Source organism: Rhizobium binae (genome assembly GCF_017357225.1).
In the GTDB taxonomy this organism is placed as follows: Bacteria; Pseudomonadota; Alphaproteobacteria; order Rhizobiales; family Rhizobiaceae; genus Rhizobium; species Rhizobium binae.
In genome coordinates this window covers 4,300,951-4,321,908 of sequence record NZ_CP071604.1, presented here as the reverse complement: position 1 = coordinate 4,321,908, position 20,958 = coordinate 4,300,951, and the positions used below count along the sequence as shown (strand labels likewise).

Below are 20,958 nucleotides of genomic sequence, written 5' to 3'. Positions count from 1 at the left end.
AATTCGAATCGTGATGTGGCTCAGCGCGGCTTCTGCTTCATCTTCTGTTCAATGCGCCGCAGCGCCAACGACAGGCCGATCGTCAGGATCAGGTAGATATAGGTGACGATCGAATAGGTCTCGAAGAAGCGAAACGAGCCGGAGGCATAGACCTTGCCCATCTGGGTAATGTCGGCCACCCCGAGGACGGAGACGAGCGATGAATCCTTCACCATCGAGACGAAGTCGTTGGAGAGCGGCGGGAAGATGACCCGGATCGCCTGCGGGAAGACGACGAGCCGGAAGCGGCGATAGCGCGACAGGCCGAGCGACTTTGCAGCCTCGATCTGGCCGATATCGACCGACTGGAAACCGGCGCGGAAGATTTCGGCAATGAAGGAGGAATAGCCGATCATCAATGCGATGATGGCCCGCCACATCAGCGACAGGTCGCGCACGAGGATCGGTTCGGCAATGCCAGCCTGCACAAGTGGCGTGATGATGAAGTTATAGGCCGCCACAAGACCAGGTGCGCCGACGAAAGCGATGTAGAAGAGCAGCACCAGGATCGGGATGCCGCGGATGGTTTCGATATAGAAGCGGGCGATCTGGCGCAGCACGATGCTGTCGGCGAGGCCAAGCAGCGCGATGCCGAGACCAAGCACTGTCGCCAGCATGAAGGCCACGAGGGTCACGAATACGGTGATGCCGGCGCCATTTACCACAGTCCGGAACACCTGCGCGTAAATGTCGTTTGTGGCGATGACGACGGCGAGAATGATTCCGATCAGAACGAGGACGGCCAGCCACCAGGGACGGTCGTCCTTCTCGTGTCGCAGGGATGGTTGTGGCGCCATCTGCGATTGCTCGGGACTATTCGCCCATCTTGTAGTCGAGGAACCACTTCTTGTTCAGCGCATCAAAGGTGCCGTCCGCTTTCAGAGCGGCGATGGCCGCGTTGACCGGAGCGACGAGATCGGAGCCCTTCGGGAAGATGAACCCGAAGTCCTCGGTGCCGAGCGGTTCGCCGACCACCTTCAGGGCGCCGTTCGAGGAATCGACATAGCCCTTGGCAGCGACGCTGTCGGTGAGAACGAGGTCGACGTCGCCGGTTTTCAGCGCCTGCACGGTCGCGCCGAAGGTTTCGAAAAGCTTGATGCGCGGGTTCTGTTCGTTGCCGTCGAGGATTTCATAGACGGCGGTGTAGAATGGTGACGTGCCCGGCTGGGCGCCAATCAGGCCGTCGTTGAAAGCGGAAAAGCTCTTGGCGTCGGTGAAGCGCTTCTCGTCGCCGCGCACCAGCATGAATTGCTGTGAGCGCATATAGGGATCGGAGAAATCGACCTTCTGCTTGCGGTCGTCCTTGATGGTGATGCCGGTCATGCCAATGTTGTACTGGCCGTCCGAAACCGCCTGGATCATCGCGTCCCAGCTGGTGTTCTGGTATTCGACCTTGAAATTCAGCCGCTTGGCGATCTCGTTCATCGCATCATATTCCCACCCGATCGCCTTGCCGGATTTCGGGTCGACGAACTGCAGCGGCGGATAGGCATTCTCGGTGACGACGACGACGCTCTTGCCGCCAAGATCGGGCAGCTCGGCGGCCGATACGGTCAAAGGGGCGAGCGCAAGGGCGGCAAAGCCCGCAAGAACGGTACGACGAAACAGCATGGAATGGCTCCCAGATTGAACGCGAAAATTGTCACGGAAGACCTGCCGAAGGCAAGGCCGCCGGCGGCGCGCCGACGCAAAAAAGAGAAAAGGCGACCCGAAGGCCGCCTTTCCAAGCGAAGAATTTCGCTCCAAGCGAAGAATTTGCCTGGAGCAGATCTTATTCTGCTGCCGGCTCCGCTGCGGCGGCGGCTGCTGCTTCAGCAGCGGCTTTGGCTTCGGCGGCTTCTGCTGCTGCCTTCTCGGCGGCGAGCGCCTGGGCGGCTGCAACCTTTTCAGCTTCGATGCGTGCCTTTTCCTCGGCAACCGCAGCGCGTTCGGCGTCGTTGAGCTTGCGGGCGCGGACGCCCGTGTCTTCAACGATACGGGCGGACTTGCCGCGACGGTCGCGCAGGTAATAGAGCTTGGCGCGACGGACCTTACCGCGGCGGACGACGTCGACGCTTTCGATCAGCGGCGAGTAGACCGGGAATACGCGCTCGACGCCTTCGCCGTAGGAGATCTTGCGAACGGTGAAGTTTTCCTGCAGGCCGCCGCCGGAGCGGGCGATGCAGACGCCTTCATAGGCCTGAACGCGGGTACGGTTGCCTTCCGTGACCTTCACGTTGACGCGGACGGTGTCGCCCGGGGAGAATTCGGGGAGGGTGCGCTTGGCTTCGATCTTGGCGGCCTGTTCGGCCTCAAGCTGCTGAATGATGTTCATCGTCTTAACCTTTGGTTCTTCTGAAACAGCCAGAGCGCTCGACACAGATCCCTTGGACCAGCCTCAGGATTTTGCCCCATTGGGGGCGGGAGCGGATTCGCCATTCTTTGTTTGCTGGCAGACAGGGCTAACCCCATTTCCGCGTGCGCCAATACACGAAAGGCCGGGGCTTGTCATCCCTCGCACGACATTTTTGTGAAGGGGGAGGGTGGAATCAGCCGTTTTTCTTGGGCTCAGCCTTTTCGAAGAGATCCGGCCGCCGCTCCCGCGTCAGCCGCAACGCCTCCTCGTGGCGCCACTTTTCGATGGCGCCGTGGTTGCCCGATGTCAGAATGGGGGGTATTTCCCGGCCTTCCCACTCCTGCGGCCGCGTATAATGGGGATGTTCCAGCAGTCCGCCTTCGAAGCTCTCGTGCAGACCGGAAATATCGTTGCCCATGACGCCGGGCAGGATGCGGATGATCGCATCGAGCACGATCAGCGCCGCCGGCTCGCCGCCCGACAGCACATAGTCGCCGACCGAGACCTCTTCCAGTCCGCGCGCCTCGATCACCCGCTGGTCGACTCCCTCGAAGCGGCCGCAGACGATGATGACGCCGTCGCCCGCCGCAAGTTCGCGCACGCGCCGCTGCGTCAGTGGTCGGCCGCGCGGGCTCATCAACAGGCGCGGGCGGGTATCGCCTTGGCCGGTGCTGTCGACGGCGCGGGCTAGAACGTCGGGTTTCAGCACCATGCCGGCGCCGCCGCCGGCCGGCGTGTCGTCGACGGTGCGGTGTTTGTCGGTGGCGAAATCGCGGATCTGCACCGCGTCCAGCGACCATTGCCCGCGCTGCATCGCCTTGCCGGCGAGCGAAAAGCCCAGATGTCCCGGAAACATCTCCGGATAGAGTGTCAGTACGCTCGCCCGGAAAGCCATCACTTCTTCTTTTTCGGCTTGTCCGGGGTGAATTTAGAAAGCTCTTCGGGATCGTCGATCAGCCCCGCCGCCAGCGGATCGATCAGCAGGGTGCCGGCTTCGAGGTCGATTTCCAGCACCGAAGCTTCGGAGAAGGGGATTAGCACCGGGCGCTTGCCCGGACCCTTGAGCTCCAGGAGATCGCCGGCGCCGAAATCGAACACGCCTGTGACCGTGCCGTAGCTGACGCCCTGGTCGTCCCGCGCCTCGAGTCCTTCGAGATCGGCATAGTAGAATTCGTCGTCCTCCAGCTCCTCGTCGGGCAGATTGTCGCGCTCGATATAGAGTTCCAGCCCGTTCAGCGCGTCAGCGGCGTTGCGGTCGTTGATGCCGCGGAAACGGACCACCACGACATTCTTCATCTCGCGGATCTCGAGGATTTCGAAGCTGCGTCCGTCCAAGCTGTGGAGATGGCCGTAGTCGCCGAGCGCGACCGGGTCGGCGGTGTAGGCCTTGGCGCGCACTTCGCCGCGCAGGCCCTGTGCGCCGCCGATCGTCGCCATCAGAACGGGGTTTTCGAGCTTTGTCATGGGTTCCTTCATGTGAAGCCGGAAAGACAGCTTCTCATAAACGAAGTGCGGGTAATTGGAAACGAAAACGGGCGGCATGTCGCCACGCCGCCCGTTCGATTGGGAAGGTCCCGATTATTCGGCGGCGTCGGCAGCAGCAGCGGCGGCGTCAGCGGCCTTCTGAGCCTTTTCGGCGGCGCGTTCCTGGGCGCGCTTGCCGGGCTTCGCCTTGATCGGGTTGTTCTTGGCTTCGCGCTTGGCAACGCCTGCTTCATTGAGGAAGCGGAGAACGCGGTCGGTCGGCTGGGCGCCGTTGTCGAGCCAATGCTTGATGCGCTCGGCGTTCAGCTGAACGCGCTTCTCGTCGTCCTTGGCGAGCATCGGGTTCCAGGAACCGAGGTTCTCGAGGAAGCGGCCATCACGCGGGCTGCGCGCATCGGCGAGCACGACGTGGTAGTACGGGCGTTTCTTGGAGCCACCGCGGGCGAGACGAATTTTCAGTGCCATGTTCTTTACTCCTTAGGCTTTTCTTGACCGCTTCGTGGGCGGTGTGGTTATCGGGCTGCGGCGCTCTGTTCAGCGTGATCCGCAGCGATCTGCTCATGATGCCGGATGACTTCCTTGATGACGAAGTTCAGGAACTTCTCGGCGAAATCCGGGTCCAGATTGGCGGCCTTTGCCAGCTGGCGAAGGCGTTCGATCTGGTATTCCTCGCGCGCCGGGTCGGCCGGCGGCAGATTGTATTTGGCCTTCAGCACGCCGACCTCTTTGGTGCAGCGGAAGCGTTCGGCCAGCATGTGCACAAGAGCGGCATCGATATTGTCGATCGACTGACGATAGCTCGCGAGCTGGGCTTTGACGTTTGGATCAATCATGGGGCAAGCGATCCTTTCACTTCTTCTTCGGCAAGCCGGGCAATCCCGGGAAACCACCGCCTAGGCCCGGCAGCTTGGCGCCGCCAAGGCCGGGCAAACCACCCGGCAGACCGCCGAGACCGGGCATACCCCCACCCGGTTTTCCCAAACCCGCAGCTTCCGCCTGCTTCTGCAGGGCTTCGAGCTGCCGGGGATCGATATTCGAGAGATCGGGCATGCCGCCACCCATGGCGCCGAGGCCGCCAAGCCCCATCTTGCCGGCAAGGCCACCCATCATCTGCTTCATCAGGCCGCCTTTGCCCTTGCCGCCCATCATCTTCATCATATCCGCCATCTGGCGGTGCATTTTCAGAAGTTTGTTGATGGCGGCGGCGTCAGTGCCGGAGCCGGCGGCGATGCGCTTCTTGCGCGAATGCTTGAGCAGGTCGGGATTGGCGCGCTCGGCCTTGGTCATCGACTGGATGATGGCGATCTGGCGGCCGAAAAGCTTGTCGTCGAGGCCGGCGGCGGCCATCTTGTCCTTCATGCCGGCCATGCCCGGCATCATGCCCATGATGCCGCCCATGCCGCCCATCTTCTGCATCTGGCGCAGCTGATCGGCGAGGTCGTCGAGGTCGAACTTGCCCTTGGCCATCTTGGCGGCCATGGCCGCCGCCTTTTCGGCGTCGATATTCTCGGCGGCGCGCTCGACCAGAGAGACGATGTCGCCCATGCCGAGGATGCGGTCGGCAATGCGGCGGGGATGGAATTCCTCGAGCTCGCTCATCTTCTCGCCGACGCCGATCAGCTTGATCGGCTTGCCGGTGACGGCGCGCATCGAAAGCGCCGCGCCGCCGCGGCCGTCGCCGTCCATGCGGGTCAGCACGAGGCCGGTGATGCCGACGCGTTCGTCAAAATTGCGGGCGAGGTTGACGGCATCCTGGCCGGTGAGGCTGTCGGCGACCAGCAGGATTTCATGCGGGTTCGACTTTCTCTTGATGTCGGCCATTTCGACCATCAAGGGCTCGTCGATATGGGTGCGGCCGGCGGTATCGAGGATGACGACGTCATGGCCGCCGAGTCTCGCCGCCTGCACGGCGCGGGCGGCGATATCGGTCGGCGACTGACCTGCGATAACAGGCAGCGTGTCGATGCTGGCCTGGGCGCCGAGCTGGCGAAGCTGCTCCTGGGCTGCCGGGCGGCGCGTATCGAGCGACGCCATCAGCACTTTCTTCTTCTCGCGCGTCGACAGGCGATTGGCGATCTTGGCGGTCGTCGTCGTCTTGCCGGAGCCCTGCAGGCCGACCATCATGACCACGACGGGGGCGGGCGCATGCAGATCGATGCCGACGCCTTCGCCGCCGAGCATCTCGATCAGTTCGTCATGGACAATCTTGACGACCATCTGGCCGGGCTTGATCGACTTCAGGATCTCGGCGCCGACGGCCTTTTCACGCACGCGGTCGGTGAAGGAGCGCACGACGTCGAGCGCGACGTCGGCTTCCAGCAGCGCACGGCGAACCTCGCGCAGCGCTACGGAAACATCGGCTTCCGAAAGCGAGCCACGGCCTGTCAGTCCATTCAGAATGGATCCAAGACGGTCCTGGAGGTTTTCAAACATCGGCTCTTCCTTGATACGTTTCGGGCGGGTTCGACATGCCCGGAATCGTCGTGCTTTTCCTTGACGAAAACAAGACGCAAAGCCAAAAAGCACCCGAGGGCGCATCGCGCTGTCGGGTGTTGACCTCCGGAATCTCGAAGTCCCGGTCGGCGGCTCGGAGTCATGTGGCTCGTCGCGGATTGGGCGCGATAAACAGGAAAGCGGCGGGAAAGTCAAGGCGAATGCGGGCAGATGGCCGCATGGCGGACTTTTCGGAAGCGGCGCCGCATGGGGCAAGCGGTTGAATTCCCGCTCACAGTTCAAATTCGCTATTCAGGCGAGTTGCAAAATATTCTGCTTGTGATTCTATTTTCTACTTAAGTGCGTCCTGTAAAATGATTCGTGAATATCCTTGATGCCGGATGATCCGGCGGAGATATCGAATGATCAATGCTGATATTGAAAGTTGGGCGCTGACACGGGCCCATCATATTGTTCTCAACGAAGGCCTTAGTCTTGCAAAAGCGGCACAGGATCTGGACCGCAAACGGTCCCGCTCGCTGGTCTATGAGCTGAGAAAGGTCATCACCGCCGCTATCGTCGAGGCGCATGCGGCGTCGTTCGAGCCCGACGGCGGGCAGCGGTAGAAGCCGGACGGCCCGAGACCTCGGTCGGCTGCAAGGCCTGCATGGCACTCACCCACTGGTAATTCCCTCACGTTTCCGCCATATACAGCGGAAAGACGGACGGAATGATATCATGAACGCAACGGTCGAATTCGCGAGGATGAATGGGCTTGGCAACAAGATCCTGGTCGTCGACATGCGCGGACGGCCGGACAAGGTGACGCCCGCGGCGGCGGTCGCGCTCAATGCCGATCCTGAGACCGAGTTCGATCAGATCATGGCGATCCATGATCCGAAGGCCGACGGCACCGACGCGTTCGTCGATATCCTGAATTCCGACGGCTCGAAGGCGCAGGCCTGCGGCAACGGCACGCGCTGCGTCGTGCAGGCGCTTGCCGCCGAGACCGGCCGGAAGGCCTTCACCTTCCAAACGGTCGCCGGCATTCTCAACGCCGTCGAACACGAGGACGGGACGATCTCCGTCGATATGGGAAAGCCGGTCTTCGATTGGGACAAGATCCCGCTGGCGGAAGAATTCCACGACACCAGCCGCATCGAAATGCAGATCGGTCCGATCGACAATCCGGTGCTGCATTCGCCTTCCGCCATGTCTATGGGCAATCCGCATGCCATCTTTTGGGTGGACAAGGACGTGATGTCCTATGATCTCGCCCGCTTCGGGCCGCTGCTGGAAAACCATCCGATGTTTCCCGAGCGTGCCAATATCACCTTGGCGCAAGTGACCTCACCGACGTCGATGACGACGCGCACCTGGGAGCGCGGTGCGGGCCTGACGCTTGCCTGCGGCTCGGCCGCCTGTTCCGCCGCCGTCAGCGCCGCGCGCACCGGCCGCACCGGCCGCAAGGTGACGATCAATGTGGCGAGCGCCAAGCCGCCGGGCACGCTTTCAATCGAATGGCGCGAGCGCGACGACCACGTCATCATGACCGGTCCGGCTGAATGGGAGTGGTCGGGCAGGCTCGATCCTTCGACCGGCCTCTGGTCGCGCGATGCGGACCGGGGAGCAGAGGCGCAGTGAGCGGCATCGAGGTCATTACCTTCGGCTGCCGCCTCAACACATATGAATCCGAAGTGATGAAGGCGCAGGCCGAGGAGGCCGGGCTCAACAACGCCGTCCTGGTCAATACCTGTGCGGTGACCGGCGAGGCTGTGCGTCAGGCCCGCCAGGCGATCCGCCGGGCGCGGCGCGACAATCCGCATGCCCGCATCATCGTCACCGGCTGCGCCGCGCAGACGGAAAAGCAGACCTTCGCCGCCATGGCGGAAGTCGATGCCGTACTCGGCAACGAGGAGAAGCTTGCGAGCGCCTCCTACCGAAGCCTGCCGGATTTCGGCGTTTCGGCCGAAGAGAAGCTGCGCGTCAACGATATCATGAGCGTCAAGGCGACGGCGCCGCAGATGGTGAGGCACATCGACGGCCATGTGCGCGCCTTCATCCAGGTGCAGAACGGCTGCGACCACCGCTGCACTTTCTGCATCATCCCTTATGGCCGTGGCAATTCCCGCTCCGTGCCGATGGGGGCGGTCGTCGACCAGGCCCGCAAGCTCGCCGACAGCGGTTACCGCGAGATCGTCCTGACCGGCGTCGACGCCACCAGCTATGGCGGCGATCTGCCGGGTACCCCGACCCTTGGGCTGCTGGCGAAGACGCTGTTGAAGCAGATCCCGGATATCCGGCGCCTCAGGCTTTCCTCGATCGACAGCATCGAGGCCGATGCCCATCTGATGGATCTCATCGCCGAAGAACCGCGCTTCATGCCGCATCTGCATCTGTCGCTGCAGCATGGCGACGACATGATCCTGAAACGGATGAAGCGCCGGCATTCGCGTGCCGATGCGCTGCGTTTCATTGAAGACGCCCGTCGCCTCCGCCCTGGGATGAGCTTCGGCGCCGATATGATCGCCGGTTTCCCCACCGAAACGGAGGAGATGTTCGGCAATGCCGTGCGGCTGGCCGAAGAGGCCGGGATCGCGCATCTGCATGTTTTCCCCTATAGCCCGCGTCCCGGCACACCGGCCGCCCGCATGCCGCAGCTCGACCGGTCGCTGGTCAAGGATCGCGCCGCACGCCTGCGCGCCGCTGGACATAGGCTCTATCAATCCCATCTCGATGGCATGGTCGGAACCCGGCAATGGCTGCTTGTCGAAAACAACGGCCTGGCGCATACGGAGAACTTCACGCTGGTCGCAGCCGACGGCCTCCGCCCCGGCGAACTTGTGCCGGCCACCATCACCGGCCACAATGGCAGGCATCTCGACATGCAATTGACGGCCGCAGCGGCCTGACTTTCACGGAATTCTCATGGCGCTCAGTTTCATCAAAAAGGTCTTCACCTTCGGCAAGCCGGCAGAAGAGCCTATGCCCGAGGCCGTGGAAAAGGAGCTGGGGCCACGCTCGCGCGACGAAGATCTGCCGATTGCAGATGATCCGGTGCTGGCCGAGGAAATGGATACGGCCGGCGGGCCGGCGGCTGATATTGACGAGGACAGGGGCGAGGCGCCTGTTGCTCCAGACGATGCGGAACCTGCGATCCTGCCCGCTGCCGACCAGTTGAGCGATATGGGCGTCGTGCCGCTTTCATTGCTGGAAGCCGAGGCGGCAGCGGAGGCGCAGTCCGAGATCCAGGCACCTGTCGAAACCGCTGCGGAAATACCCCCCTCTGTCCCTTCGGGACATCTCCCCCACAAGGGGGGAGATCATTTGGAGCCTGACGCGCCGGTTTCGATCGAAGGGACCGAGGAAGTTGCAGAAGCGCCTCCAGAGGAGATTTCGCCTGAGATCGATGAGGTACCAGACACCTCGGTTCAGCCGATCTCCCCCCTTGTGGGGGAGATGCCCGGCAGGGCAGAGGGGGGTATCACATTCGCCGAGCCTTCCGAGACGATCACGGAATGGCCGAAGGCTGAATCTCCCGTCCTCCCCAAAGGCTTCGCCACCGGCCCGAAGGTCGCCGAACCCGAGCCCATTGCCCCACAGCCGAAGCTCAGCTGGTTCCAGCGTCTGCGGAACGGGCTTGCGCGCACCTCCTCGCAGCTCACCAACCAGATCACGGCGCTCTTCACCAAGCGCAAGCTCGACGACGAGACGCTGCAGGATCTCGAAGACCTGTTGATCCAGGCCGATCTCGGTGTCGAAACGGCGTTGCGCGTTACCGATACGCTGGCTTCCGAGCGCTATGGCAAGGATGTGACCGGCGAGGATGTCAGCCGGATTATGGCGTCCGAAATCGCCAAGGTTTTGACGCCGGTCGCCAAGCCGCTGCAGCTCGATCTCTCGCACAAGCCGCATGTCATCCTCGTCGTCGGCGTCAACGGTACCGGCAAGACGACGACGATCGGCAAGCTTGCGGCGAAGCTTTCGGGCGCCGGGCTGAAGGTGATGCTGGCGGCCGGTGATACGTTCCGCGCGGCAGCGATCGAGCAGCTGAAGATCTGGGCCGAGCGGACGAACTCGGAATTCGTCGGCACCAAGCTTGGCGCCGATGCTGCCGGCCTCGCATACGATGCCTTCGAACAGGCGAAAGCAAAAAAATGCGACGTGCTGATCGTCGATACCGCCGGCCGGCTGCAGAACAAGGCCGAGCTGATGGCCGAGCTCGAGAAGATCGTGCGCGTGCTCGGCAAGCTCGATCCCGATGCGCCGCACACCGTACTGCAGACGCTTGACGCGACGACGGGGCAGAATGCGCTGAGCCAGGTCGAGATCTTCCGCAATGTCGCCGGCGTCAACGGGCTGATCATGACCAAGCTCGACGGCACGGCGCGCGGCGGCATCCTCGTTGCCATTTCCGCCAAGCACAAGCTGCCGGTCTATTTCATCGGCGTCGGCGAGGGTGTCGACGATCTCGAGCCGTTCGAGGCCGAGGATTTCGCCCATGCCATTGCCGGACTTCCCCAATAATGCCACAGATATGCCGCCGAAAGCCTGCAGGGCATGACGGGAACAGGTTTTCAGGAATAGCAGGTTCGAAGAACGCATGACCACCGAAAGCGATATCACCCCGTCCGCGGCCGACCGCCATCATCCGATGCTGAAGCTGGCGTTGGAACTCGGGCCGCTGATGATCTTCTTCTTCGCCAATCTGCGTGGCCAATGGCTGGTCGAAAAATTTCCCGCCCTTTCCGAACTGGGCGGGCCGTTGTTCGTCGCGACCGGGCTCTTCATGGCGGCAACGGTGATTTCGCTCGTCGTTTCGAAGATCGTGCTCGGCCATCTGCCGATCATGCCCTTCGTCTCCGGCATCGTCGTCATTATCTTCGGTTCGCTGTCGATCTGGCTGCAGAACGAGACCTTCATCAAGATGAAGCCGACCATCGTCAACACGCTCTTCGGGGTGGCGCTGCTCGGCGGGCTCGCCTTTGGCCGGTCGCTGCTCGGCTATGTCTTCAACGCCGCCTTCCAGCTCGATGCCGAAGGCTGGCGCAAACTCACCATCCGTTGGGGCATCTTCTTTCTGTTCCTCGCCGTGCTGAACGAAGTCGTCTGGCGGAATTTTTCCGACGATACCTGGGTCGCGTTCAAGGTCTGGGGCACGATGCCGATCACCGTCATCTTCACGCTGGCGCAGATGCCGCTGGTGCTGAAACACAGTATCAACCTGGAAACGGACGGCGAGAAGTGAGCGCTGCAGACGCCGAATATCGTGTCAGACAGCAGAGTTTCTGGTTCGTCGCCTGCCTTGCCGTGCTGGGCGCGCAGATCGTCGCCGAATATCTGATGGGCCGCGTGCCGATCTGCGCCTGCGGTTATGTCAAGCTATGGGAAGGCGGGGTCAATACCAGCGGCAATTCGCAGCATCTGTCCGACTGGTACACGCCGTCGCACATCATCCACGGCTTCCTGTTCTACGGGCTCGGATATCTCGTCCTGCGCCGCCAGCCACTGGTGGCACGACTGCTTCTGGCGCTGGTCATCGAGTCCGGCTGGGAATTGCTGGAAAACTCCCCTCTCATCATCGACCGCTACCGCACCGCGACGATCGCGCTCGACTATTACGGCGACAGCATCCTGAATTCGGCGATGGACACCGTCTTCATGTGTGTCGGCTTCTTCTTCGCCTGGCGGGCGCCGGTGGCACTGACCGTGGTCGTCGCCATATTCTTCGAGATTTTCACCGGTTATGTGATCCGGGATAATCTGACGCTGAATGTGCTGATGCTGATCTGGCCGGTTGAGGCGATCAAGATCTGGCAGGGTGGGGTTTAGGGTTTAGAAGATCCCTCCCCAATCCCACCCCAATCCCTCCCGCTGCTCCTAATCCTGCCGATCGCGAGGATCGTGAGGTGTTCCCCGGCTGCGCCAAAACTCACTTTCCTCTTCTTCCGTGATGAAGTCCTCAGGTTCCGGGGCCGATGGCGCCTCATCCTCGGGATAGCCTGCAACCAGAAAATTCTCGGCCTCGAGATAGGCACGCGCTTCGGGCCGCAGTGCGACTTCGAGAGTATGAACGGCAACCTCACCGGAATATTCCGAAATAGGCTCAGCATACGAATAGCTCGCCCAAGGGAAAAGCCTGACCATGACGTCGTGGAGATTTTGAGCTCGGAGCCGATAATCGATCTGCACATCCGGCTCTGCCTCCTGGCCTTCACCGATGTAGATGCGCAGATTGCCAAAGATCGCGGTTGTATCGCCCCACTCGTCCCATACGAAAAAGGTTGTCTGGTCTTGTATTTGCTCCATCAAAACGAGATCGAGCGCAAAGGCCGAGCGCATCAGGGATTCCGGATCGGTCGGTATCGCCTCCTCGAAACAGAGCCTGGCGGTGGCGTCGAGTAAGTTGGTTGCTGGGATGGCAATAGACCATTCCATCCTCACTTCCTCACATAGCTGCTTCTCTATTCGCTGCCACGATATCAGTCCGGTTTCGGTGTCAACGATGATGACGCAAATGGGTAGCGAATACCTCGCCCAACAGTCCAGATGGTGTTTTTCGCCGCGATAGATGTAATGGCCTTCGGTTCTCTCCACGCAGGATATCGGCCGGATCTGCAGCGGCAGAAGCCGGCCCGTTGGCCAACCGTTTTCGAGGATTTCAGCGCGAGCGTCGATACCGATGTTCGAATCCGTCTGCCTGCGGAAAGACCATCCGAAATCCCGGATGAAAACCTTCTCGACCAGGTCAATGCCAATGCGTGTGGACGGATCCATTTGATGGATGTCCGGCTTTCGAGATTGTAACCGTCGCCGTGGCGGCTCCGGCGGAAAGGCCCTACGCCGGACGGCAGCGAGAAGGGTGAGTGCCGCCGTGATCAGCATCCTTATTGCAACAAGTCCAGCCTGGAGAAGTCGAACCATTGAAGCTCGCCGTCACGAAGCGCGGCCTCCTGTGTCCACGTATTCAAGTAAAGAAAGAAGACCTCGGAGGATGTCCGTCGGCGACGGCGGGCAACCTGGAATATGCAGGTCGACGGGTATGACCTTGGAGACCCCGCCGACAACCGCATAACTGCCCGCAAAACAGCCACCGTCGCGGGCGCAACCACCGAGCGCAACCACCCACTTTGGAGCCGGTGTGGCGTTGTTTGTCCGTTCCAGCGCTTCGCGCATGTTCTTGGTTACGGGACCAGTTACGAGCAGCACGTCGGCATGGCGCGGCGAGGCAACGAAACGCATGCCGAAACGCTCTATATCGTAGAAGGCATTGCTCAGCGCGTGCATCTCCAACTCGCAGCCGTTACAGGAACCGGCATCGACTGCGCGGATTGACAGGCTGCGCCCAAGGCGCCGGCGAGCGGTTTTGTCGATAGCGGCGATGAGCTCTTCCATTGCCGCATCGGAGGGGGATGGCGCCGGTTCCGTCAGCGGCAGGCGGATCAGGTTTTCGAAGAGGAGTTTTCGCATGCGAGCCTGCCTTCAAAGATCATGACCAGAATAGGAACAATTGAACGACTTGTTGCAGAGCGGGAAATCGGCAACGATATTGCCTTCGATCGCTGCCTCGATCAGCGGCCACTGAAACCAGGATGGATCGCGTAGATGGCAGCGTTCGACGACACCCTCCGGTGCAAGCCGAAGCCAGACCAGCACGTCACCACGAAAACCCTCGACAAGCGCCATGCCTTCCCGACGTTCACCGACGGAAGGGATTGCTTTGAGGACAGATCCGATCGGGAGACGATCGAGAATCTGCTCGATGAGCAACAGGCTCTCCTCGACCTCCCGAATACGGATCCAGACGCGGGCGTTGACATCGCCGTCGTTAAGCACCGGAACGTCGAAGACCAAATGATCATACGGCGGAAAGCGCAGGGCCTGCCGGGTATCGAAACCGCGCCCGGATGCGCGCCCGACGTAGCCGCCTGCCCCGTACGCGCGTGCCAATTCGGCGCGCAGCCTACCTGTGCCGACCGTCCGGTCCTGCAAGGAGGCAGTGTTGTCGTAGAGCTCGACCAGGGCCGGAAACTGACGGCGGATTTCGAGAAGAAGGCTTCGCAAGCCGGCCGCCCCGTCGCCATTCAGATCGCTGGTGACGCCGCCGGGCACGATACGGTCGCGCATCAGGCGGTGACCGAAGGCGGCATCGGCTGCCCGCAACACACGCTCGCGCAGCACGCCGCAATGAGCCAGCATCAGTGGAAACGCGGCGTCGTTGCAGATGGCGCCGATGTCGCCGAGATGGTTGGCGAGCCTTTCCAATTCCGCCATCAGGGCGCGCAACCAGATTGCCCGAGGCGGAACATCAATCCCTAACGCGGCCTCGACGGCCCGCGAAAAAGCATAGGCGTATGCGACGGTGCTGTCGCCGGAGACTCTCCCGGCGAGCTGGGCTCCGCGGATCAGATCCGCGCCTGCCATCAGCGCCTCTATCCCCTTGTGGACATAGCCGAGTCGCTCCTCAAGGCGGACGACCGTCTCGCCATTGGCTGCAAAGCGGAAATGTCCCGGCTCGATGATGCCGGCGTGCACCGGGCCAACCGCGATCTGGTGCAGACTATCACCTTCGGCGGGCAAAAAGGCATAAGGCCCGACTTCCGGCAACGCAACCCCGCGCTCTCCGAGAGGATGGCGCAGATCCCAGCGGCCGTGATCGAGCCACGGCCGGCCATCCGGCAAATCCTGCGGTTCAAGCCCCGTGAGGTCGCGGAGCGCCCGCTCCAGCCGCAACGCCGGCGGATGCAATTGCGCGACGGAAGGATATCCGCCCTCCTCCTGCTCTTCCAGACTGAGGACTCCGATCGCGCGGGTCGGTTCGTCGAGTAAGGCCATATGAACGGCACTCGCCTCGCCCCATAGGCCGAGCAGGATCAGGCGCCCTTCGGATAGCGCCGATATGGCCAATGTCCATGTGGCCGCATCGACGATGGCGCGCTGCCACGGAGCGTGGTGCGGAACGGAACGACCTTTCTTGAGGATATCACTGAGCGTCGACATCTCCCCTCGCATCATCGAAGAAGGTTGGCGATATGCTGGAACCAGGCAACCAGCTCTGACGGCAGATAGACGCCGGCGACCAGCACCAGCACGAGATGAGCATACATCGGCACATAGGATGCCTCGGCGGGCGCCGTGCTGCCGCGGGGCTGTCCGAACACCGCTCCCGTGAGCCGCAGCAGCAGTGCACCGAAAGCGACCAGCAATCCGAAGACGAGCGGAATGGCGAGCAGCGGTTGCTTTGCGAAAGCTGAACTGACGATCAGGAACTCGCTCATGAATATCCCCGCCGGCGGCACGCCGGCGATGGCGACAACGCCGGTCAGCAAGCCCCAGCCCAGCCCGGGATGCGTTTCGCTGAGGCCGCGGATAGCGGAGAGCCTTTGCGTTCCCTTGACCTGAGCAATATGGCCGACGGCGAAGAAGATCGCCGATTTCGTCAGCGAATGCATGACCATATGCAATAGTCCGGCGAAATTGGCGAATGGTCCGCCGAGGCCGAAAGCAAAGACGATAATGCCCATGTGCTCGATCGAAGAATAGGCGAACAGGCGTTTGATGTCGCGGCGACGATAGAGCATGAAGGCTGCGAAAATCAGCGAGGCAAGCCCCATCGTCATCATCAGCGGTCCAGGCGCAAGAGCTTCGGGATTGGCCGACAACAGCATCTTGAAGCGCAAGACCGCATAGAGCGCGACATTCAGGAGCAAGCCGGACAGGACCGCCGAGATCGGCGTCGGGCCTTCGGCATGGGCGTCGGGCAGCCAGGCATGCAATGGCGCGAGACCGATCTTGGTGCCATAGCCAAGCAGCAGAAAGACGAAAGCGACGTTGAGAATCGCCGGATCGAAGGCCGAGGCGTGATCGATCAGAATGGTCCAGACCATGGCGTCATACCCTTCGCCGACGACCGGCTGCGCCGCCAGGTAGATGAGAATGGTGCCGAAGAGCGCAAACGCGATGCCGACGCTTCCCAGAATGAAATATTTCCAGGCAGCTTCCAGTGCTTCGTGGGTACGGTAGATGCCGACCATCAGCACGGTGGCGAGCGTTGCAAGCTCGACGGCGACCCACATCAGGCCGATATTGTTCGACACGAATGCCAGATTCATGCCGAACATCATGATCTGATACATGGCATGGTAGAAACGAAGGTTTGCAGGTGTCAGCCGGCCGATATCCAGTTCATGCGCGATGTAGCTGGCACTGAACATGCTGGTGGTAAAGCCCACGAAGCTGTTGAGGACGATGAAGACGATATTGAGATCGTCGACGAGGAGATATTGCCCCGGTGCCGGCCGCGTGGTCAGGAACAAGGAAAGCGCGGCGAGCAAGGTCAGCAGGCTTGCAAATACGTTCAGCCGTGCCGTCATCCGATAACCGGGCAAAAGCGCCAGGAGAGCAGCCGCAGCGAGCGGAATCACAAGGACGGCTGTCACGGCATCAAAGGCCACGACGGAGGAGAACGCATTCATTTCCGCCGTCTCCCTTTAAAGTCATCCAGCGCGCGGACATCGACCGTGTCGAAGCGTTCGCGGATGCGAAACAGAAAAACGCCGATGACGATGAAGGCGATCAGGATCGAGAAGGCGACGCTGATCTCGACGACGAGCGGCATGCCCTTGGCGCCGGTCGCGGCGAGCACCAGCCCGTTTTCGAGCGACATGAAGCCCACGACCTGACTGACCGCGTTGCGGCGCGTGACCATGATCAGCAGTCCCAGCAGCAGGACGGACAATGCGAATGCGAGGTCCTCGCGCGCCAGAGGATCCGCCTCCGGCGTCACCCGCAGCATTACCACCGTCGCCAAAGCGACGAGGCCGATGCCGGCGAGCATGGTGGGGCCGATGCCGACAACGGTTTCGATCTCACGGTGGATGCCGAGTTGGCGGATCATGCGATGAAGTACGACGGGGATAATGATGGCTTTGAAGACGAGAGCGATCGCCGCAGTGACATAGAGATGCGGAGCATCCTGGACGAAGGCCTGCCAGGCGACCGACAGGGTCAATATCAGCGAATGCAGCGCGAAGACGTTGAGCAATGCGTAGAGACGGTCCTGATAGAGCATCATCATGCTGACCAAGACCAGACCGCCGGCGAGCATATGGGCGATGTCGAAGACCGCACCGTTCATCAAAGGCTCCTCGAAACGAAGCGCAGCAGAGTCGCGAGCAGGCCAAGCATCAGCGCGGCGCCAAGAAACTCCGGCACCCGGAAAACCCGCATCTTGGCGGTTGCCGTTTCGAACAGGGCGAGGAGAGCACCGCCGACTGCGAGCTTGGCGAGATAGGCAAGCATGCCCGCCAGATAGGCAGAAGGGCCTTCTCCCAATCCGGCGAGTTTCCACGGAACGAACATGCAGGCGATCAACGAGATGTAGAGCTCGAGCTTCAGAAAGGCCGCCAGTTCGATGATTGCGAGGTGCCGTCCGGAATATTCGAGCACCATGGCCTCGTGCACCATGGTCAGTTCCAGATGAGTTGCGGGATTATCAACGGGAATACGTGCGTTTTCGGCGATTGCGACCATGACGAGCGCGATCAAGGCGATCGCCAGCGAAACGCGCAGCCCCACCTGCGGTGACGTCATGAAGGCGGCGATGCTCGAAAGCTGGGTCGAACCGGCGATCAGGGCGAGCGTGAAGATGATGAGCAGCATCGACGGTTCTGCCAGCGTTGCGATCATCACTTCGCGGCTCGATCCGATGCCGCCGAAGCTGGTGCCGACGTCCATGCCGGCGAGCGCCAGAAAGAAACGCGCACTGCCAAGCAGTGCGATGATGGCGATCAGATCCGCCGTCCAGCTAAAGATGAGGCCAGTGGCGAAAGTCGGGATGATTGCCGCCGCGACCCAAGTCGCGGCGAAGATGAGATAGGGCGTCACCCGGAACAGCCATGAGGCATTCTCGGCCAGCACCACTTCCTTGCGCACGAGCCGCAGAATGTCGCGGTATGGCTGGATCATGGAAGGCCCTCGCCGGCGCAGCAACCTCGCCTTGATCAGACGGATGAAACCGGTCAGCAGTGGCGCGATCAGCACGACGAGCGCCATCTGAACGGCCTGGACGAGGAGAGCGGAGATCACGACCATAGCGCCAGCACCAGAAGCAGGAAGACGAGCGCGAGGAAGACCAGGCTTAGATAGCGCCGGATCGTCAGGAATTGCAGATGGTTGAGCTTTTCGGCGGTGAACCCGACGACGCCGACGATCGGCTGGTAGAGTCCCTCCCAAATCAGATCACGCGCCTCGACGGCAAAACGCGCCGGCCGAAGATCCCCCGGCGGCGGCATGTCCACCCTTTCGCGGGCGCGGAAAACCACCGTCCCGAAAACGCGCCGAACCGGCTGGGCGAAGCTGCCTGCCGTGTATTGCGTCGCCGGGTTGATTTCGGGAAAGCCGCAATCCCAGGCGGGCGCCCGGCGCAGCGCCCGCGAGGCGAAACGGTGGATGAGATAGGCCGTCGACGACGCTGAGAAGAGGGTGAACAGGAATACCAGCAGACCATTATAGGTACTGCGGCTTTCGGCGATCGGCATGATCGACAGCCATGGAATATCCGTCTGCACCGGCATCTGTTCCCCGATCAGCGACAGCGTTACGGGCGCGAGCGCGTCGATGACAATCCCCGGCAGGATGCCCGCCAGAAGACACAGCGCGGCCAGCACGCACATCGCCGCGAGCGAGAAGCGATCGACCTCCACGGCCTTCTCGGCCACAATGGTGCGAGGACGACCGAGAAAGGTCACACCGAATGTCTTGACGAAACAGGCTGCCGCCAGGGCAGCTGATAAAGCCAGCATGCCGCCCACCGCCGGCACCAGAATCTTCAAGCCCCATTGCGGCAGAATCGGGCTCTGCAGCATAGCCTGGAACGCCAGCCACTCGGAAACAAAGCCATTGAATGGCGGCAGGGCCGAGATCGCGACGCAGCCGACGAGGAAAACGACGCTCGTGACTGGCATGCGATGGATGAGGCCGCCGAGCTTGTCTATGTTCCGCTCACCCGTCGCCGTCAGCACCGCGCCGGCGCCGAAGAAGAGCAAGCTCTTGAAGAATGAATGGTTGAGGACATGAAATAGCGCGGCAGTCAGCGCCAATGCTGCCGCCAGCTCCATACCATTCGCCTTAAAGGCAAGCGCCAGCCCGAGGCTGACGAAGATCATCCCGATATTTTCGATAGTGCTGTAGGCGAGCAACCGTTTCAGATCGCTCTCCATCAGCGCCTGCAGGATGCCGAGCACGGCGCTCCCGCTGCCGATAATCAGCACGACGATACCCGACCACCAGGTCGGCATGCCGAGCAGATCGAAGACCACCCGGATGAAACCATAGACCGCGACCTTGGTCATGACGCCGCTCATCAAGGCGGAAACATGGCTTGGGGCTGCAGGATGCGCCAGCGGCAACCAGACATGCAACGGCACGAGACCAGCCTTGGAACCGGCGCCGAGCAGCAGCAGGACAAGCGTAAGGCCGGCCATGAACGGACTGTGCGCCGACAACCGCATGGCTGCGAAGCTATAATCGCCGGCAAATCCTGCGAGGAGGCCGAATGCGAGCAACAGGGCAAGCGAGCCGGTGCTCGCCATGACGATGTAGACGTAGCCGGCCTTCCGGTTATCGGCATCGCGGTGGTGGGCCATCACCAGTGCCCAGGAAGCAAGCGACATGAACTCCCAGGAGATGAGGAAGGTGAAGGCATCGTCCGCCAGGATCACCAGGTTCATGCCGGAGAGGAAGGCGGGAAAGAACGGCAGCACGCGATGCCGCGCATGTTCGTGACGGCCGTAACCAAGGGCGTAGAGAGCTGAAAGGGTACTGCCGAGATTGACGACGACTATGAAGAAGGCAGCGAGCGCGTCGAGCCGGAAATGGCTTCCCAGCCATGGAAGGCCGATAGGAAGGGCAAGCAACGATGCTTCGGCGGAAGGAGGCTCTCCGACAAGATATGCGAGGGCAGTGACAAAGGCGATGGCGGAGAAAGCCAGGCTCACACCGTAGACAACTGGCGTCGACCGGCTCGAATGAGTGAGCACTACCGCCAAAACCGCCGTCCCAAGCAATGCCGCCGCGCATAACAATAGGACTGAAACCGATGTCACGAGTTCGTCCTCGCTGTGGACAAGGACGCCGACCGTTCCGTGGTTGCGCTCTCTGAGGGCTTGGTCTTCGCTTTGAGCCTGACCCCGCGCCCGCCATCCGTGCTAACGGCTCCCTCGTTGATCACCTCGACACCTGCACTGTCCAGCGCCGCCAGCAGACGCATCAGGGTGTCGACATTCCCGCGCACCACATCGGCACTCGCCTCCATTCTCTGGATCGTCGGAACCGAAATTCCTGTCAGTTCGGCCAACTGCCGCTGGTCGATACCGAGAATGGCCCTGGCGGCCCGCATCTGAGCTGCAGTGATCACGATTAAAGCATCGCTTATCTTGCGCACACTCTGACAGTTGAGGTCCATGATGTGCCTATTGATGTCTGAAATCAATATTCTGATGTCTAAGCAGAGGTTTTGATATGAACCATCGCGAAAAGATCGATCGCGGTGAATGGCGTGCGACCGGTCCGTGGAGCCGGATCAATGATCACTGGAGGCGCGGGAGTTGGAGGCATCGCCCTCGGCGGGCGTAATCGACAGCTAGATCGTATATTCGTAGGGAGAA

At 61.5% G+C, this 20,958-nt stretch carries 22 protein-coding genes; 6 read left to right on the top strand and 16 right to left on the bottom strand.

Annotation, left to right across the window (positions count from 1 at the left end):
* Nucleotides 1-20 precede the first annotated feature (20 nt).
* The 8 genes from J2J99_RS21115 to ffh form a co-directional block, all read right to left on the bottom strand.
* Complete coding sequence (locus J2J99_RS21115; protein ID WP_168294978.1) at nt 21-836, bottom strand: amino acid ABC transporter permease; 816 nt, start codon at nt 834-836, stop codon at nt 21-23.
* A gap of 16 nt (nt 837-852) precedes the next feature.
* Nucleotides 853-1,650, bottom strand: a complete 798-nt coding sequence (locus tag J2J99_RS21110) for a basic amino acid ABC transporter substrate-binding protein (RefSeq protein ID WP_168294977.1) — start codon at nt 1,648-1,650, stop codon at nt 853-855.
* 160 nt (nt 1,651-1,810) lie between these two features.
* The gene (rplS, locus tag J2J99_RS21105; protein WP_064683853.1) at nt 1,811-2,353 is read right to left on the bottom strand and encodes a 50S ribosomal protein L19; all 543 of its coding nucleotides are present in this window, start codon (nt 2,351-2,353) and stop codon (nt 1,811-1,813) included.
* A 214-nt stretch (nt 2,354-2,567) separates the two neighbouring features.
* Complete coding sequence (gene trmD / locus J2J99_RS21100) at nt 2,568-3,269, bottom strand: tRNA (guanosine(37)-N1)-methyltransferase TrmD (protein WP_168294976.1); 702 nt, start codon at nt 3,267-3,269, stop codon at nt 2,568-2,570.
* On the bottom strand, nt 3,269-3,838 hold the full coding sequence (gene rimM / locus J2J99_RS21095; RefSeq protein ID WP_168294975.1) for a ribosome maturation factor RimM: 570 nt from the start codon (nt 3,836-3,838) through the stop codon (nt 3,269-3,271). Before rimM ends, trmD begins: the two co-directional genes overlap by 1 nt.
* Before the next feature lie 114 nt (nt 3,839-3,952).
* Nucleotides 3,953-4,324, bottom strand: coding sequence for a 30S ribosomal protein S16 (gene rpsP, locus J2J99_RS21090; protein ID WP_012485541.1), 372 nt, complete (start codon nt 4,322-4,324; stop codon nt 3,953-3,955).
* Nucleotides 4,325-4,371: 47 nt separating this feature from the next.
* The gene (locus tag J2J99_RS21085; protein ID WP_003543666.1) at nt 4,372-4,692 is read right to left on the bottom strand and encodes a chorismate mutase; all 321 of its coding nucleotides are present in this window, start codon (nt 4,690-4,692) and stop codon (nt 4,372-4,374) included.
* A gap of 16 nt (nt 4,693-4,708) precedes the next feature.
* Nucleotides 4,709-6,292: a signal recognition particle protein gene (gene ffh / locus J2J99_RS21080; protein ID WP_168294974.1), complete on the bottom strand. Its 1,584-nt coding sequence runs from the start codon at nt 6,290-6,292 to the stop codon at nt 4,709-4,711.
* Between the two features lie 401 nt (nt 6,293-6,693).
* On the opposite strand from ffh, the gene J2J99_RS21075 reads away from it, so the two are divergent.
* The 6 genes from J2J99_RS21075 (at nt 6,694) to J2J99_RS21050 (ending at nt 12,124) form a co-directional block, all read left to right on the top strand.
* Nucleotides 6,694-6,918: a hypothetical protein gene (locus J2J99_RS21075; protein ID WP_168294973.1), complete on the top strand. Its 225-nt coding sequence runs from the start codon at nt 6,694-6,696 to the stop codon at nt 6,916-6,918.
* 112 nt (nt 6,919-7,030) lie between these two features.
* The gene (gene dapF / locus J2J99_RS21070; RefSeq protein ID WP_168294972.1) at nt 7,031-7,936 is read left to right on the top strand and encodes a diaminopimelate epimerase; all 906 of its coding nucleotides are present in this window, start codon (nt 7,031-7,033) and stop codon (nt 7,934-7,936) included.
* Nucleotides 7,933-9,204 carry a tRNA (N(6)-L-threonylcarbamoyladenosine(37)-C(2))-methylthiotransferase MtaB gene (gene mtaB / locus J2J99_RS21065; protein ID WP_168294971.1) on the top strand — a complete coding sequence of 424 codons (1,272 nt, stop codon included), beginning with the start codon at nt 7,933-7,935 and terminating at the stop codon, nt 9,202-9,204. Before dapF ends, mtaB begins: the two co-directional genes overlap by 4 nt.
* 16 nt (nt 9,205-9,220) lie before the next feature.
* Nucleotides 9,221-10,819 (top strand): signal recognition particle-docking protein FtsY, encoded by a 1,599-nt coding sequence (ftsY, locus tag J2J99_RS21060; RefSeq protein ID WP_168294970.1) that lies wholly within the window; start codon nt 9,221-9,223, stop codon nt 10,817-10,819.
* 76 nt (nt 10,820-10,895) lie between these two features.
* Complete coding sequence (locus tag J2J99_RS21055; protein WP_168294969.1) at nt 10,896-11,540, top strand: septation protein A; 645 nt, start codon at nt 10,896-10,898, stop codon at nt 11,538-11,540.
* Nucleotides 11,537-12,124 carry a DUF2585 domain-containing protein gene (locus J2J99_RS21050; RefSeq protein WP_168294968.1) on the top strand — a complete coding sequence of 196 codons (588 nt, stop codon included), beginning with the start codon at nt 11,537-11,539 and terminating at the stop codon, nt 12,122-12,124. Before J2J99_RS21055 ends, J2J99_RS21050 begins: the two co-directional genes overlap by 4 nt.
* A 48-nt stretch (nt 12,125-12,172) precedes the next feature.
* Here the strand turns inward: J2J99_RS21050 and J2J99_RS21045 are convergent, their stop codons facing one another.
* From J2J99_RS21045 to J2J99_RS21010, 8 genes are all read right to left on the bottom strand, one after another.
* Entirely contained in the window at nt 12,173-13,069 is an 897-nt protein-coding gene (locus J2J99_RS21045; RefSeq protein WP_246735474.1) for a DUF4365 domain-containing protein, read from the bottom strand.
* A gap of 159 nt (nt 13,070-13,228) precedes the next feature.
* A complete protein-coding gene (locus J2J99_RS21040; protein WP_168302249.1) occupies nt 13,229-13,762 on the bottom strand; it encodes an NADH-quinone oxidoreductase subunit B family protein in 534 nt (177 codons plus the stop codon).
* Between the two features lie 12 nt (nt 13,763-13,774).
* Complete coding sequence (locus J2J99_RS21035; protein ID WP_168302250.1) at nt 13,775-15,292, bottom strand: hydrogenase large subunit; 1,518 nt, start codon at nt 15,290-15,292, stop codon at nt 13,775-13,777.
* 11 nt (nt 15,293-15,303) lie between these two features.
* A complete protein-coding gene (locus J2J99_RS21030) occupies nt 15,304-16,767 on the bottom strand; it encodes a hydrogenase 4 subunit F (RefSeq protein ID WP_168302251.1) in 1,464 nt (487 codons plus the stop codon).
* The gene (locus J2J99_RS21025) at nt 16,764-17,429 is read right to left on the bottom strand and encodes a hydrogenase-4 component E (protein WP_168302252.1); all 666 of its coding nucleotides are present in this window, start codon (nt 17,427-17,429) and stop codon (nt 16,764-16,766) included. The genes J2J99_RS21030 and J2J99_RS21025 overlap by 4 nt, the downstream gene beginning before the upstream one ends.
* Complete coding sequence (locus J2J99_RS21020; RefSeq protein ID WP_168302253.1) at nt 17,429-18,385, bottom strand: respiratory chain complex I subunit 1 family protein; 957 nt, start codon at nt 18,383-18,385, stop codon at nt 17,429-17,431. Before J2J99_RS21020 ends, J2J99_RS21025 begins: the two co-directional genes overlap by 1 nt.
* The gene (gene hyfB, locus J2J99_RS21015) at nt 18,376-20,397 is read right to left on the bottom strand and encodes a hydrogenase 4 subunit B (RefSeq protein ID WP_168302254.1); all 2,022 of its coding nucleotides are present in this window, start codon (nt 20,395-20,397) and stop codon (nt 18,376-18,378) included. Before hyfB ends, J2J99_RS21020 begins: the two co-directional genes overlap by 10 nt.
* Nucleotides 20,394-20,783 (bottom strand): helix-turn-helix domain-containing protein, encoded by a 390-nt coding sequence (locus J2J99_RS21010; RefSeq protein WP_425526056.1) that lies wholly within the window; start codon nt 20,781-20,783, stop codon nt 20,394-20,396. The genes hyfB and J2J99_RS21010 overlap by 4 nt, the downstream gene beginning before the upstream one ends.
* Nucleotides 20,784-20,958: the final 175 nt, after the last annotated feature.